The sequence below is a fragment of the Rhodocaloribacter litoris genome (genome assembly GCF_011682235.2).
In the GTDB taxonomy this organism is placed as follows: domain Bacteria; phylum Bacteroidota; class Rhodothermia; order Rhodothermales; family ISCAR-4553; genus Rhodocaloribacter; species Rhodocaloribacter litoris.
Window position 1 is genome coordinate 269,814 of sequence record NZ_CP076718.1, and the last position, 15,119, is coordinate 284,932.

Consider the following 15,119-nt stretch of genomic DNA (forward strand, 5'->3'; position numbering starts at 1 on the left):
ATGCATCAAGCCTGCCGCGCCCTGCCTAGAAGGCGGCGGCCAGGGCCTCGAAAGAGAGCTTTTCCAGAAAATACGGCAACATCCGCCGCCAGGTAGGCCAGTCGTGGGGAACGTCGTGTCCCCACAGATCCAGTTCATGCGGGATCCCCTTCGTATGAAGAATCCACGAGAAGTGCTGCGAGGCACCGGGGTTCTCGTAGCTGCCCTGCCCGGTTGCCAGAATGATCCGCTTCCGCCGGAGCTGTTCGAGGACCCGTTCATCTTCCAGGTTGGCCACGTAGTCCACGGGCGAGTTGAAATAAACGTCCTCGTCCCAGTACCCTTTCGTGTAGTGCTTCAGGTCGTAGGAACCGCTCATGCCGATGGTGCCGGCAAAGAGATCGGGACGGCGGAAGAGCTGGTTGACGGCATGCAGCGCCCCGAGCGAGGCACCGGCGGTGACGATGGGGACCAGCCCCCGGCAATGGTCGTGGATGAAGGGCACCACCTCCTCGGTCACGTAGCCGTTGTACTGCTGGTGCCGGATGGCCTTGTGGCGCGGGGGCATGTGATCGTTCAACCAGCTTTCCCGGTTGATGCTGTTGATCGAGTAGACCTTGCACCGGCCACGCTCGATGTGCGGCGCGATGGCGTCGATCAGATGAAACCGCTCGTATTCGAGAAAGTCGGCGGCGGCCGTGGGGAAAAGAAGGAGGGCGAAGCCGTAATGGCCGTACGCCACGATCTCCATGTCCTTTTCGAGGCGGGGACTCCACCAGCGATGTATCTCCCGTTGCATGAACCGTCAGGATGGATGGCTTTTCCGAAGCGCGGCGTGTGCCCCCGAAGCGGAACGCCCGCCGCCCGGGGACCCTACTACGCCCGGCCCCCCCCGCAGGTCTCCCGGCCAATATCAGGCTTTGGAGAATTTATACCGCCGTGCGGGAACGGCCTTCAGGTGCCGGCCAGGCGCAGTTCCTCGAGGTCGTCGTAGTCGACGGCTTCCAGGAGGTCCTCGACGTCGTCCTCGCTCAGATCGGAACCCTGCAGTTCGAAACTGACGACGAAGCGCTCGGCGACGATGACCTGGGCCTCGAACCGGTCCTCCCCCTGCCCGCGTTCGAGTTTCAGGTGGGCGGGATAGCCCCGGTAGGTCTGCGTGCGTTCGAAACCGTGGCGGTCGACCCGGTCGATGTGTACATCGAGCCACTCGATGCCGGTCATGGCGGCACCGCGGAGCGTGCCCAGATCCACGATGCTCAGGCGCAGCCGGCGGTCGTCGTCCTCATACGTGCCGGTCACCCGGGAGACGTGGATCCCGAGGGCGCCGGCCCGCTCGCCCTCGACGTCGACACGGCGCAGGCCGTCGACGCGGCGCGGCAGCAGGTCTTCGAGCTTGCGCCAGTCCACCGGCTCGACGCCGTCGCCAAGCGATTCGCCCAGCGCGCGCATCTTCTCCCCGAAGGCCTCCATGGCCTCACCGAAGCGTTCCCAGCCCTCCGCCTCACGCCGGAAAGCCTCCTCCCAGGCTTCCCGGGCCTGTTCGCGGGCGCGGCGGGCTTCCTCCCAGGCTTCGTCGAGCCGTTCCCGCCGGTCGGGATCCAGCCGGCGGCGGGCTTCCTCGGCGCGGGCCCAGGCTTCCTCCGCCCGCTCACGGGCCTCCTCGGCGCGCAGCCGGGCCTCGGCCGAAGCGCGCTCGGCCGCCTCGCGGGCCCGTTCGGCCATTGCCTCGTAGCGCGCCTCGGCCTCCTCGACGAGCCGCCGCTCCTCGCGTGTCTGATCCGCGCAGGCCATCGCCAGCAAAACCAGGACGGCAACCATGCTGAACCGTTTCATGGCGGTGCTCCCTCCGGTTTTTTCCCGATAAACCAACCCGAGACGTCCGGCTTCATGCAGGCACCGAACGTTTTCCCCGGCTGCTACGGGAAACGGGGTCGTTTTGTGACAGGCGCCGAAGCAACCGGCGCCGGGCAGGCCGCCGGCCCTATTCTTCCATCGACAGCTTCGTGTGGGTGCGGAAGACGAGTGGCCAGGTCATGGCCCCGCCGTTGACGATCATGTCCCCCGCCACCTCCTGCCGGGCTTCGGCTTCGAGGATCAACCCGGTCTCGGCGTCCATCACGGCCGTGCCCTTCTGCGAGCCGCTGATGTCGAACTCGATCTCCATACCGCCCATGTTGACGGGGCCGTCGGTGCCGGGCCGGATCTGGCTCTCGATCTCCAGCGTCGCCCGGCCGCCTTCGTAGGCCGTCAGGCGGTACGTGCTGGCGAGCTTCAGCGGCAGCCCGGCATTGACGGCGACCTCGCGCGTCCACGTATCGCCCACGGCCACCTCGCCTTCAGGATAGACGGCGAACATGGCCTCCATCTGCGAGCTCATGGCCTCGCGACCGAACTGCTGCCGCAGGCTCTGCTCGATCTGTGCACGCGTGGCCGCATCGGCCTGCCCGAGCCCTTCGACCATCCGGGCGATCATGTCCTCGACCCCGCCCACATCGAGCACCTTGCCCATGGCATCGAGCTTGAGCGTGAGGCTCTGCCCTCCGAGGGCGGCAAAGCCCTGCGCCTGGGGCGGCACCGTCTCCGGCGGGTTCTCCGAGTCGTACGAGATCGTGCCCATGGGCCCCTCCTGGGAGAACTTTACCTTGTAATAGGTCAGCTTCACATCGAACACCTGGTCGCGGGCGGCGAGCACGTCGAACCGGTAGCCGATGCCGATCTGGTTCTTGACGTTCTGCTCCTGCCCCATGACCACCTGTTCGACCGCCTGCTCGATCTGGTTGTACATCTTGTAGGAGGCGCCCTCCTTCAGGTTCAGACGCAGCCGGACGGCCGGCTCCGGTGTCAGCGTCGCAGCTACCAGCACGAGCAGCAACAGCGGCAGCCCGGCACGTTTCAAAGTTGTCATAGGTCCTGATCGGTTGATGGTTGAAGAAAAGCAAACCGGTTCCGCCACGGGACAGCCGCTCGTGCGACATGCGGGCCCCCCTCCGGCCCCGCCGGAGGCACGACCCTGCCGAACCGTACGAAGAACAATATACGCCCTCCGGCACATTTTCCGGCACCCGGCCCCGAAGCGACCCGCCCCGGTGGAGGCCCGCTCCGCTCTACGGTTCCTCCCCCCTCACATGTTGCGCCGGTACTGCCCGCCCACCTCGAACAGGGCGCGGGTGATCTGGCCGAGGGAGCAGACCTTGACCGTCTCCATCAGTTCCTCGAACACATTGCCCCCGCTGCGGGCCACCTCCTTCAGCCGCTCCAGGGCCTCCGGAGCCCGATCGGCGTTGCGTTGCTGGAAGGCACGGAGCGCCTGAAGCTGGCGCCGTTTCTCGTCCTCCGTGGAGCGCATCAGGGCCACCGGGGCGTCGTGTGCCTCCTCGCCTTCGGGGGGACGGAACGTGTTCACTCCGATGACGGGCAACTCGCCGGAGTGCTTCTTCCGCTCGTAATGGAGCGATTCCTCCTGGATCTTGCCCCGCTGGTACATGGTCTCCATGGCCCCGAGGACCCCGCCCCGGTCGTTGAGCCGCTCGAACTCCTGCAGGACGGCTTCTTCCACCAGGTCGGTCAGTTCCTCGATGATGAAGGCCCCCTGGAGCGGGTTCTCGTTCTTCGCCATCCCGAACTCGCGGTTGATGATGAGCTGGATGGCGATGGCCCGCCGCACGCTCTCCTCCGTCGGCGTGGTGATGGCCTCGTCGTAGGCGTTGGTGTGAAGCGAGTTGCAGTTGTCGTAGATGGCCAGCAGGGCCTGGAGCGTCGTGCGGATGTCGTTGAACTGGATCTCCCTGGCGTGCAGGCTGCGGCCGGAGGTCTGGATGTGGTATTTGAGCTTCTGGCTGCGCTCGCCCGCGCCGTATTTCTCCCGCATCGCCACGGCCCAGATGCGCCGGGCCACGCGCCCGATGACGCCGTACTCGGGGTCCATCCCGTTCGAGAAGAAGAACGAGAGGTTCGGGGCGAAGGCGTCCACATCCATGCCCCGGCTCAGGTAGTACTCGACGTACGTGAAGCCGTTGGCCAGCGTGAAGGCCAGCTGGGTGATCGGGTTGGCCCCCGCCTCGGCAATGTGGTAGCCGGAGATGGAGACGGAGTAGAAGTTGCGGATGCGGTGGTCGATGAAGTACTGCTGTACGTCGCCCATCATGCGAAGGGCGAACTCCGTGGAGAAGATGCAGGTGTTCTGCGCCTGGTCCTCCTTGAGGATGTCTGCCTGGACGGTGCCCCGGACCACCCGGAGGGCGTCGGCCTTGATGGTGTCATATTCGTCCTGCGCCAGCACACCCCACGCGACCAGGTCGGAGCCGGTGCAGCCGAGCAGCCCCAGGCCCGAGCCGTCGTGCGTCTCCGGCATCGTCTCCTCCGGGCCGTTCGGTCCCGTGGGCACGTAGCGCGGGCGGTCTTCCCCGAGCCGCTCGGCGATGACCCGCTCGGCCTCGTCCCACCGCCCCTGGTCCTTCAGGTAGAACTCCACCTGCTGGTCGATGGCGGTGTTGAGGAACATGGCCAGGATCATCGGCGCCGGGCCGTTGATGGTCATGGAGACGCTCGTCTTCGGGTCGCACAGGTTGAACCCCGAGTAGAGCTTCTTCATGTCGTCGAGCGTGCAGATGGAAACGCCGGCATTGCCGACCTTCCCGTAGATGTCGGGCCGCTCGTCGGGGTCGAAGCCGTAGAGGGTGACCGAGTCGAAGGCGGTGGAGAGCCGCCTGGCGGGCATGCCGGCAGAGACGAGGTGGAAGCGGCGGTTGGTACGTTCGGGGCTCCCCTCGCCGGCGAACATGCGGGTAGGGTCCTCGTCGCCGGTGCGTTTGAACGGGAAGACGCCGGCGGTGAAGGGGAAGTAGCCGGGGAGGTTCTCCAGCAGGGCGAAGCGGAGCCGCTCGCCGGGGTCCTGCGTGCGGGGCAGCGCCACGCGCGGCACCTTCGTCCCGGAAAGCGACTCGTGGAACAGGGGCACGGTGATCTCCCGGCCGCGTACGGTGTACGTGAACGTCTCCTGCCGGTACGCCTCGGCCAGCTCGTCCCAGTGCTCGAGGATGTGCTTCGAGCGGGCGTCGAGCTTGTCCCACCAGTGCTTGATCATCTGGTCGAGGCGTTCGAGGAGCCGGTCTCGGTCTTCAGGAGCCCAGTTTTCCACCTGCTTCCGCGCGCCGACGGCCTCGCCCCACTTACGGGCATAGGCCACCTGTTGCTCGGCATGGGCGCGGTACGAGCGGCATGTCTCGGCGATCTCGCCCAGGTACCGCTGGCGCTTCGGGGGGATGATCGCCCGGGCGGCCGGATCGGCCTCGGGCAGCCGCTCCCGCGCATAGATGCGCGACGTGCGCCCGAAGCCGAAGCGGTCGTTCAGGTGGTCGAGCAAAGCCAGGTAGAGCCGCGTCACGCCCGGATCGTCGAAGTGAGAGGCCATCGTCGGGAAGACGGGCATCTCCTCGGGGGCGCGGTCGAACAGGCCCCGGTTACGCTGGACCTGCTTGCGCACGTCGCGGAGGGCGTCGAGGCTGCCGCGCTTTTCGAACTTGTTCAGCGCCACGAAGTCGGCCACGTCGAGCATGCCGATCTTTTCGAGCTGCGTCGGCGCGCCGTAGTCCGAGGTCATCACGTAGAGGGTAACGTCGGCCAGGTCGGCGATCTCGGTGTCGCTCTGCCCGATGCCCGCCGTCTCCAGGAGGATCAGGTCGAAGCCGGCGGCACGGCACACGTCGATACTCTCGCGGAGGGCTTTCGAGGTGGCGCGGTGGGCCTGCCGCGTGGCGAACGACCGCATGTAGACGCGGCCGGCGTTCTCGCCGTAGATGGCGTTCATGCGGATGCGGTCGCCCAGCAGGGCCCCGCCCGTGCGCCGCTTCGTGGGGTCGACCGACAGGATGGCGACGCTCAGGTCGTCGAAGTCGTTCAGGAAGCGGCGGACGAGCTCGTCCGTCAGGGTGGACTTGCCCGCGCCGCCGGTGCCGGTGATGCCCAGGACGGGCGCCGTGCGGGGCAACACCTCCGGCGCCTCCGGACCGGCATGGGTCGCCGSSTGGCCGKCCTGCACGGGCACCGGCGCCGGCACCTGGTTCTCCACGTAGGTCAGCCGGCGGGCCACCACCCGCTCGTCCCGGGGCGATGCCGTCTCGGGCACCCGGAACGGATGCTCGGTCACAGGGAAGTCGCACGCTTCGAGCATGTAGTTGATCATTCCCTGCAGGCCCATCGCCAGCCCGTCCTCGGACGAGAAGATGCGGGTGATGCCGTAGGCGTGCAGCTCCTCGATCTCCTCCGGCACGATCACCCCGCCCCCGCCGCCGAAGATCTTGATGTGCCCGGCCCCTTTCTCCTGGAGCAGGTCGTACATGTATTTGAAGAACTCCATGTGCCCGCCCTGGTACGACGACACCGCGATGCCCTGCACGTCCTCCTCAATGGCCGTCTCCACGATCTCGTGCACGGAGCGGTTGTGCCCCAGGTGGATCACCTCGGCGCCGCTGGCCTGCAGGATGCGGCGCATGATGTTGATGGCGGCGTCGTGCCCGTCGAACAGGCTGGCGGCGGTGACGAAACGGATCGGGTTCTTCGGTTTGTAGGCACGCGGCTGCATGGCATCGAGGTTCATCCGGTGGAGAAGGGCCTTCGGCGGTCCGAGGGCCGGGTTATCGCACGGATGGTACGCCCACCCGTAGCGGAGGTTTTCCGGCACGTGCCGTTTTTTGGAAGCGCTTTTCCGGCGGCACGCGCCGTCCCGGCCCCACCCCGGCACCAGCCGGCCCGAAAGGCGTACTGCCTTCCGATCCGTTCCGGCCATGCCGGACCCGAACGCGACACGAAACCGCACCGCCGATGATCACCCTCGACCGCGCCGCCTCCACGCCGGTTCACGAACAGCTCGTGGAGCAGCTCCGCTACCTGATCGCCACCGGCCGGTACAAGCCGGGCGAGACGTTACCCTCGACCCGGGCCATGGGAGAACAGCTGAACCTCTCCTTTCACACGGTTCGGAAGGCCTATCAGGAGCTGGAACGCGAGGGCCTCGTCGAAGCCCGCCCGGGCAGCGGGTATACGGTCATCGAGCGGGTGCCGCTGAGCAAGAGCGAGCGCATGGAACGCGGCGCGGCCGTGATGCAGGAAACCCTCCAGCGGCTGATCGGGCTGGGCCTCGACGAAGCGGAGATGGAATACCTCTTCGAGGAACAGCTGGCCCTGCTCGAAGGCGAGGGGGAACGCCTCAAGCTCGTCTTCGCCGCGCCCTACCGCGAGCTGGCCGAACTGGCGGGCTCCCAGGTCGCCTCCGTCGTGCAACAACCGGTGGAGGCCGCGACGCTGGACGCCCTGGCCCACCACCAGGACGCGGACTTCGTCTTCGCCCGCATGCAGGACGTGCGGCACGTCCGGGAGCAGATCCCCCGGGCGGACGTGATCGGCGTCGTCGTCATGCCGGGCCTCGACGCCCTGGCCCGGATCGCCCGGATGCTCGATCACGAGACGCTGGGGCTGGTGACCCGCTACCCGGACGCCATCGGCCCGCTCTCGGCCGAACTGCGGGCCCAGAGCGGCTTTGCCGGGCAGATCGTGGCGGCTTCCGTCGAGCACGGGACCCGCCACCTCGCCCAGCTCGTTCCGCAGACCGACCTGCTGCTCTACACCCCGGCCAGCCGCCGCCGGCTGCTGGCCGTCCTCACCGACCGCTATCCCCACGCCGAACTCACCTTTCACGTCAGCCGCGAGGCGCTGGAGGCGATACGGCAGGCCCTGCCCGGCTGAGCGTCACCCGCCCGTACGCGAGCCGGAGACGCGCACCTCGTCCCCGGAAGGCGCCTCTTCCCCGTCCGGGGAGGCCGTCCCGGCCTGCTCCTGCCGGCCCGTCTCCACCACGTTGACGTCCCGGCCGGCCGCCTCGGCCTCCTCGTGCAGATCTTCCGCCAGCTCCCTGTCCTGGTCCGGATACTTGACGCGCACGTGATAGATGGCCATCAGCATGGACAGAAACGTCTGTTTGATGGTGTTCAGCTCCCGGAACGTCAGGTCTGAATCATCGAGCTGCCCGTCGTCGAGACGGGCCCGGAAGATCATGTCGATGAGGGCTTCCAGCCGCTTGTGCGTCGGGTTGGCCAGGGTCCGGCTGGCCGCCTCGACCGAGTCGGCGAGCATCAGGATGCTGGTTTCCTTCGTGTTCGGCTTCGGGCCGGGATAGCGGAACTCGGACTCGAGCACCGGGGGGTCCCCTTCGCCGGCCTGTTCGAGGGCTTTACGGTAGAAATACTCGATGCGGGTGGTGCCGTGGTGCATGGGGATGAAGTCCAGCACCACCTGGGGCAGCCGGTGCTGGCGCCCGATCTCCAGCCCTTCTTTGACGTGGCTGGCGATGATGAGGGCGCTCATGCGCGGCTTGAGCTGGTCGTGCGGGTTCTCCCCCGGCCGCTGGTTCTCGACGAAATACTCCGGCTTGACCATCTTGCCGATGTCGTGGTAGAGGGCGCCGACCCGCGTGAGCAGGGCGTTGGCGCCGATGGCGTCGGCAGCCGCTTCGGCCAGGTTGGCCACCTGCAGCACGTGGTTGAACGTGCCGGGGGCACGGAGGCTGAGTTCTTTCAGCAGAGGGCGGTTCGTGTCCGAGAGTTCGAGCAGCGTCAGGTCGGTGGTGATGCCGAAGGCCCGTTCGAAGACCCAGAGCAGCGGCATCGCCAGCAGCACCAGGAAAGCGTTGATCCCGACCATCAGCACGTCCCAGAGCAGCCGTTGCGTGGCGGTGCCGGCCACCAGCCAGCCGGCCACAAGCACGAGCAGGTAGCCCAGGAAAACCAGTCCCGCGCTCAAGAAGAACTGTCCCCGGTTCTTGATGTCGCGCACGCTGAAGATGCCGAGGGCGCCGGCGATGACCGTCGCAAAGGTGAACTCGAAGTCGAACCGGAGCATGTGGCTGCCCAGAAACGCCAGCGTCAGGGTGGCAAAGAGGCTCACGCGCGAGTCGAACAGGATCGTCAGCACCAGCGAGACGATGACCACCGGCACGGCATACAGGGCCAGCACCGGCAACCGCAGCGCCAGCGCATAGAGGCCGATGATCATGGCGAAGAGCAGCGCCACGAGCAGGACGTGGCGGTTGTCCTCGAAGATCGGCCGGCGCAACAGGTACAGGTACAGGAAAAAGAAGCCGAAGGTGGCCAGCACCAGCAGAAACTGGCCGAGCAGCTCTTTCCACGGCATCCGGTCCCCGCTGCGCTTGCTCAGCGCGCGCTCCAGCGAACGCAGCTTGCGCAGCGTCTCGGCGTCGACGATGGCGCCCTGCTCGACGATGACCTCACCCTGGCGCACGATGCCCCGGGTGGGCGAGAGGGCGGCCTCCTTCCGCTGCCATGCCTGCAACGTCTCGGCCCGCAGGTAGCGCAGGGACGGCTGAAAGATGACCCGAAAGAGGGCATAGGCGATGCTCGCCAGCTCGGGGTCGTTCTCGTAAAGGGTCTGGAAGCGTTCCTGCGCGGAGGCATGGGCCTCGTCCAGCCCGAAGACGTTCTGCTTTTCGATCAGCCGGGCGGTGTGTTCGCGCGGGTCACGCACCTCGATCGTCTCGGTCAGCACGCTGTCGATGGCGACGTCGAGCACGCCCAGGTTGAGCATCTGCCGCCCGTAGGACCAGGCTTCTTCGAGCAGCCGCTCGTCCAGGCGCGGGCCGGCCGGTACGGCCCGCGAGGAACGCACCAGCCCGGGGATCCGCTCGGCGTAGTCGTCGAGCAGGCGCTGCCACTGCCCGGGAGTCAGCTTGAGGCGGGCATTGCGGCGCAGGGTCATGTAGCGGGTCGAATCGGCTTCGGCCGCCTCCGGCCGGCCCCGCGACCGGTTTTCGAGGAAGGCTGCGTAGGCGGAGAAGATGCGCTCGAGCTGGGCCGCGACGGTGTCCCGGTTCGCCTCCATCTTGGCGGTCGCCTGATGATCCACCTCGAAGATGGGAGGGGTGGTCAGGCGAACCTGCCGGCGCTCTTCCGCCAGCGTGGCCTCGTCCTTCAGGACGGCAAAGTCGAACGGGGCGATCAGGCGTTCGTCCTGCCACACGTCTCCCTCCTGCACCCCGTAGCGATAGTGCTCGCCGCGCGGAAACGCCAGCAGCGTGAGCGCGATCAGCCCCGCGAAGATGCCGGTCTTGGCGGCAAGGTTCTTCCGCCGCGCCCGCCCCCGGTCGTCGCGCCCCTTCTCCAGGCTGTTGCCCACCGGACGCGCCCGGCGGGACGCCAGGCCGATTTTTTGAAGCAGTCCCATGATCTGCCTGCAGGCACGTTGAAACCGTTGACGGGTTGCCGCGGAAGCGGCTGTGCGCCGGCCCCGCTACCGCTCGCCGGCCGCCACACCTAACCCCTGGGTATGCCGGAGGGCCGTCAAGGATCCGACGAGCAACGTCAGCGCCGCGCCGATGCACGTATACCACGGCCACCCGATGGCGCGCAACCCGGCTTCGGCGATCCGGGCCTCATCCGGGTTGAAGATGAAGACCCAGCCTTCGACGGGATGGTACCACACCCCGAAGATGACGAAGATCATCGTGATGATGGTCAGGGTGAAGGCGATGAGGGCATCCGCCTGCCGGGTACGCCGGTTCACCAGCCCCAGGAGGAAGACCCCGAGCAACCCGCCATAGGTGAAGGAGGCGATCGCCAGGCCGAGTTCGACCACGGGGTTCTGCTGGTCTTCGAACAGGTTGGCGAAGCCGATGAAAACCAGGCCCCAGAAGAGGGTCGTCCAGCGGGCCAGCCGGAGGGCTCGCCCGGCGGGGAGGGGACGCCCGCTGAAGCGCTCGTAGAGGTCCATCATGGTCGAGGAGGCCAGGGCGTTCAGCGAGGAGGAGAGCGTGCTCATGGCGGCGGCCAGGATCCCGGCCAGCATCAGCCCGGAGACGCCCGGCGGCATGCCCTCGATGATGAACTTCGGAAACACCTCGTCGCCCCGCGTCAGGCCGAGCGCCTCGAGCGAGGCCCCGCCGTAGTAGGCCCAGAGCAGCAGCCCCACCAGCAGGAAAAGGCCGAACTGGAACATCACGACGAACGCGCTGCCGAGGAGGGCCTTGCGGCTGTCGGCCAGGTTGCGGCAGGCCAGGAGGCGCTGCACGATGAGCTGGTCCGTGCCGTGGGAGGCCATCGACAGGATCGCCCCGCCGACGATGGCCGTGACGGCGGCATAGGGCGAGGTGAGCACGTGGGCCAGTCCCTGGTCGAAGCCCCATTCGAAGAGCGTCGTCTTGCCGGCGGCCGTTGCCGTCGCCCACCAGGTCTGCGGCACGTCCTGCCACAGTACGAACACCGCCCCGACGGCCCCGCCTACGTAGATGAGCATCTGCACCACATCCATCCACACCACCGCCTTGATCCCGCCGATGTAGGTGTAGACGATCGTGACCAGGCCGATGAGGAGGATGATCTCGAAGTAGCTCAGGGAAACCCCGGCCATGGCCGCGATGACCCGGATCGGGATCGCCGTGGCGAAGAGACGAACGCCGTCGGCCAGCAGCCGGGTGACAAGGAACGTGACGGAGGCGGCGGCCCGCATGCCGTCCCCGTAGCGCTGCCCCAGGAAGGCGTAGGCGGTGCTCAGCTTGCCCTCGTAATAACGCGGGAGGAAGTAGAGGCTGACGAGCAACCGCCCCAGCAGGTAGCCGAAGGTGAGCTGGAAGAAGGTGAGCGTCCCGCCGTAGGCCACGGCCGGGATGCCGATGACGGTGAGGGTGCTCGTCTCGGTGGCGACCACCGAGAAGCACACCGCCCACCAGGGCAGGTTGCGGCTGCCGAGGAAGTAGTCGGTCGTCGACTGTTGCCGCCCCCCGGCCTTGATCCCCAGTGCGGCCACGCCGAGAAGGTAGATTGCAATAACGGCATAATCGAGTCCGGTCAGCATGGGCAAACATTCGATGGGCTATCTTGCAAAAAAAGCGCGGCCCCGTCACCGCGCCGGCGGGCCGTCTGCGTCCCCCAGCAAGGCGAGCAGACGGGCCTCGTCGATGATCTCAACCCCGAGCGCCCGGGCACGGTCATACTTCGAACCGGGGCTCTCGCCGGCCACCACGTAGTCCGTCTTCTTGCTGACGCTACCGGCCACCTTCCCCCCGGCCCGCTTGATGCGCTCCTCCGCCTCTTTCCGGCTGAGCGACGGCAACGTCCCGGTGAGCACGAACGTCTTGCCGGCCACCGGGCTCTCCCCCGGCGCCGGCGGCGCTTCCCCGGGCAGGCGCCGGGTGTTCACCCCCACCTCCCGCAGCCGGGTCACCAGCACCCGGTTGTCCTCGACGCGGAACCAGTCCACCACGCTCCGCGCAATCTTTTCCCCGATCCCCTCGATGGCCTCGAGCGTCTCCACATCGGCCCCGGCCAGGGCGTCAAGGGACGCAAAGTGCGCCACGAGCAGCTCGGCGACCGTCTTGCCCACGTGCCGGATGCCGAGCCCGAACACGAGCCGGCTCAGCGGCCGGTGCTTCGATGCCTCGATGGCCGCAAGCAGGTTCCGCGCCCGCTTCTCCGCAAACCCTTCGAGCGCCAGCAGCTGTGCCAGGGTGAGCGTGTAGAGGTCGGCCAGCGTGTGCAGCAGCCCCTGCTCGACCAGCAGCACGGCGAGCTTTGCCCCCAGCCCCTCGATGTCCATGGCATCCCGCCCGGCATAGTGCTCGACCAGCCGGATGAACTGCGCCGGGCAGTCCGAGGCCACGCAATAGTAGTCGGCCTCGTCCGGCAGCCGTTCGAGCGGGTTGCCGCAGGCGGGGCAACGCTCCGGCATGCGCCAGGGACGCTCCGACCCCGTGCGCGCCTCGACGACCGGCCGGACGACCTGCGGGATCACGTCGCCGGCCCGCTTGACTACCACCACGTCGCCGATGCGGATGTCGCGGCTGAGGACGTATTCCTCGTTGTGCAACGTCGCCTGCGAGACGGTCACCCCGCCGATCAGGACGGGCTCGAGCACGGCTTCGGGCTTGATGACGCCCGTGCGTCCCACGTTCACGACGATATCGAGCAGGCGGGTCGTCGCCTCCCGCGCGGGAAACTTGTAGGCCACGGCCCAGCGCGGGGCGTTCGAGATGGCACCGAGGGCTTCCTGGTAGGCGAAGTCGTCGACCTTGACGACGATACCGTCGATCTCGTAGTCCAGCGCGTCGCGGGCGTGTGCCCACCGCTCGCAGAACGCCAGGAGGGCGTCGAGGTCCGTAAAGCGGGCGGCATGCGGGTTCGTCGGGAAGCCGAGCCCGCGCAGCCAGGCCAGCAGCTCGTACTGCGCCGGGGGCACCGTGCCTTCGACCGGCCCGACGGCATAGGCGAAGAAACTCAGCGGCCGGGTAGCCGTCACCCGCGGGTCGAGCTGGCGGAGACTGCCGGCCGCGGCGTTCCGGGGGTTGGCGAACGTCTTCTCCCCGGCAGCCGCCAGGCGGGCGTTGAGCTTCTCGAAGTCGCTCTTCCGGATGTAGATCTCCCCGCGCACCTCGAGACGGGCCGGGACGTCCGCCGTCGTTCCACCGGCGACCGGGATGCGCAGCGGGATGGCCCGGATCGTCCGCACGTTCTCCGTGACGTTCTCCCCCTCGACGCCGTTGCCGCGCGTGGCGCCGACGACCAGCCGGCCTGCCTCGTAGGTGAGCGCCACCGCCACCCCGTCGATCTTCAACTCCGCCGTGACGGCCGGCGGCGCCTCCACACCGAGCGCCGCCTTCAACCCGCGCCGGCATCGCTCGTACCACGCCCGCAGCTCGTCGAAGTCGAAGGCGTTCTGGAGCGACAGCATGGGGACGGGATGACGCACCTTCTCGAACCGGTCGAGCGGTGCGCCTCCCACCCGCTGTGTCGGCGAATCCGGCGTTTGCAGGCCGGGAAAACGTGCTTCGAGACGGCGCAGGGCCTGCAGCAGGACATCGTACTCGGCGTCCGTGATGAGGGGGGCGTCGAGCACGTAGTACCGGTAGTTGTGCGCCTCGATGACCTCCCGAAGCCGGCCGGCCAGCGCGGCGGCTTCGTCACGCTCGAGGTGGCCGGTGCCGGAGAGAAGCGCGTGGACCTTCGCCTGTACGTCCCGGGTAGCCTGAAGAAGGTTCATGCGAGCGTGGCCTGAAGAAAAGCGGTGCAATGCCGGTCAGCGCGGAAGGGTTTCGAGAAAGGCCCGTGCCGTTTCCCGGGTGATGACGACCATCGTATCCGACGGGCTCACGGGATAGGTGTGTCCCTCCAGGGTGATACGCGCGCGCGGCAGCGAGTACCGGCTCTGAATGCTGATGCGGTTGACGGGACGAAAGAGGATGGAGTCCCCCTGTTCCACCCAGTAGGGCCGGCGCAGGTCGTCATCCACCCGGACCCGGATGCGGAGCAGCGGTCCCCGTTCGGCCACCAGGTAGACGGTCATGGTATCCGGCAACACGGGCGGGGGCGGCGGAGGCGGGGGTGCCTCGGCGGCCACGGTGTCTTCCGGCACCGGTGCGGGCGCTTCCTCGGCCGGAGGCGGCTCGGAGCGCAGCAGGAAAAAGTAGGCCACCAGGACCAGGACGACGACCAGCGCCCCGCCCAGGACGATGCGAAGCCAGAGGCCCTCCTCGGCCTGCCGCCGGCGATGCGGGCCGGCCCCGGCAAGCCGCCCCGCACGGACCGCCCGCGCCCGCTCCGGCACCACCGTTTGCTCCGGCTCCCGGGTCGTCTCCGCCGCCGGCTCTTCGGCAGGGGGCGCCGGCACGGGCTCCTCCTCCCCGGACACCGGCCCGGACGGCATCCCGGCATCCTCCCCCGCAGCAACCTCCGGCGGTACCTCCTCCCGTTTGATGCCAAGGTACTTCTCGGCAAGCCGGTCCAGGTAACGCCCCTCGAAAACCTCTTCCAGCGCCGCCAGGGCCTCCTCCACCGGAAGGCCGACGACCTGGGCGTAGCTGCGCACGAACGAACGAAGGTAGACCCGGTTGAACATCTCGTGGTCGAGCAGAGCCGTCCGCTCGAAATGCTCCAGCAAACCGCGCGGCACCTTCAGCTCGTCGAGCACGTTGTCCAGGGAAAGCCCTCGCTTCTCGCGAATCTGTTTCAGATCCGACGCAAACCGGACACCACAGACCCGTTGTGCCTCTTCGGGATCCATACGATGATGCCGTCCTGGTGGGGTTCTATGACGGAAACCTTCCGTTCGAAGGCCCACGGGAAGTTAAAGCGCAAGGACAC

The 15,119-nt window shown here is 67.6% G+C and carries 9 protein-coding genes; 1 reads left to right on the top strand and 8 read right to left on the bottom strand.

What is annotated here, in order from left to right; all coding sequences use genetic code 11:
• Nucleotides 1–25: 25 nt before the first annotated feature.
• The 4 genes from GQ464_RS01075 to GQ464_RS01090 all read right to left on the bottom strand — a co-directional run bounded on the left by GQ464_RS01075 (nucleotide 26) and on the right by GQ464_RS01090 (nucleotide 6,562).
• The gene (locus GQ464_RS01075) at nucleotides 26–778 is read right to left on the bottom strand and encodes an esterase family protein (protein ID WP_166980803.1); all 753 of its coding nucleotides are present in this window, start codon (nucleotides 776–778) and stop codon (nucleotides 26–28) included.
• A gap of 155 nt (nucleotides 779–933) precedes the next feature.
• Entirely contained in the window at nucleotides 934–1,815 is an 882-nt protein-coding gene (locus GQ464_RS01080) for a hypothetical protein (protein ID WP_166980805.1), read from the bottom strand.
• A gap of 148 nt (nucleotides 1,816–1,963) precedes the next feature.
• Nucleotides 1,964–2,887, bottom strand: a complete 924-nt coding sequence (locus GQ464_RS01085; protein WP_166980807.1) for a DUF6263 family protein — start codon at nucleotides 2,885–2,887, stop codon at nucleotides 1,964–1,966.
• Between the two features lie 216 nt (nucleotides 2,888–3,103).
• Nucleotides 3,104–6,562, bottom strand: coding sequence for a methylmalonyl-CoA mutase family protein (locus GQ464_RS01090; protein ID WP_272493487.1), 3,459 nt, complete (start codon nucleotides 6,560–6,562; stop codon nucleotides 3,104–3,106).
• A gap of 239 nt (nucleotides 6,563–6,801) precedes the next feature.
• On the opposite strand from GQ464_RS01090, the gene GQ464_RS01095 reads away from it, so the two are divergent.
• On the top strand, nucleotides 6,802–7,722 hold the full coding sequence (locus GQ464_RS01095) for a GntR family transcriptional regulator (RefSeq protein ID WP_166977507.1): 921 nt from the start codon (nucleotides 6,802–6,804) through the stop codon (nucleotides 7,720–7,722).
• Nucleotides 7,723–7,725: 3 nt separating this feature from the next.
• On the opposite strand, the gene GQ464_RS01100 is transcribed toward GQ464_RS01095, so the two are convergent.
• From GQ464_RS01100 to GQ464_RS18670, 4 genes are all read right to left on the bottom strand, one after another.
• Nucleotides 7,726–10,212 carry an HD family phosphohydrolase gene (locus tag GQ464_RS01100; RefSeq protein ID WP_228350488.1) on the bottom strand — a complete coding sequence of 829 codons (2,487 nt, stop codon included), beginning with the start codon at nucleotides 10,210–10,212 and terminating at the stop codon, nucleotides 7,726–7,728.
• 66 nt (nucleotides 10,213–10,278) lie between these two features.
• A complete protein-coding gene (locus tag GQ464_RS01105; protein WP_166977509.1) occupies nucleotides 10,279–11,838 on the bottom strand; it encodes a sodium:solute symporter in 1,560 nt (519 codons plus the stop codon).
• A 45-nt stretch (nucleotides 11,839–11,883) separates the two neighbouring features.
• Complete coding sequence (gene ligA, locus GQ464_RS01110) at nucleotides 11,884–14,019, bottom strand: NAD-dependent DNA ligase LigA (protein ID WP_166977511.1); 2,136 nt, start codon at nucleotides 14,017–14,019, stop codon at nucleotides 11,884–11,886.
• A gap of 36 nt (nucleotides 14,020–14,055) precedes the next feature.
• Nucleotides 14,056–15,039 (bottom strand): helix-turn-helix domain-containing protein, encoded by a 984-nt coding sequence (locus tag GQ464_RS18670; RefSeq protein ID WP_166977513.1) that lies wholly within the window; start codon nucleotides 15,037–15,039, stop codon nucleotides 14,056–14,058.
• Nucleotides 15,040–15,119 lie beyond the last annotated feature (80 nt).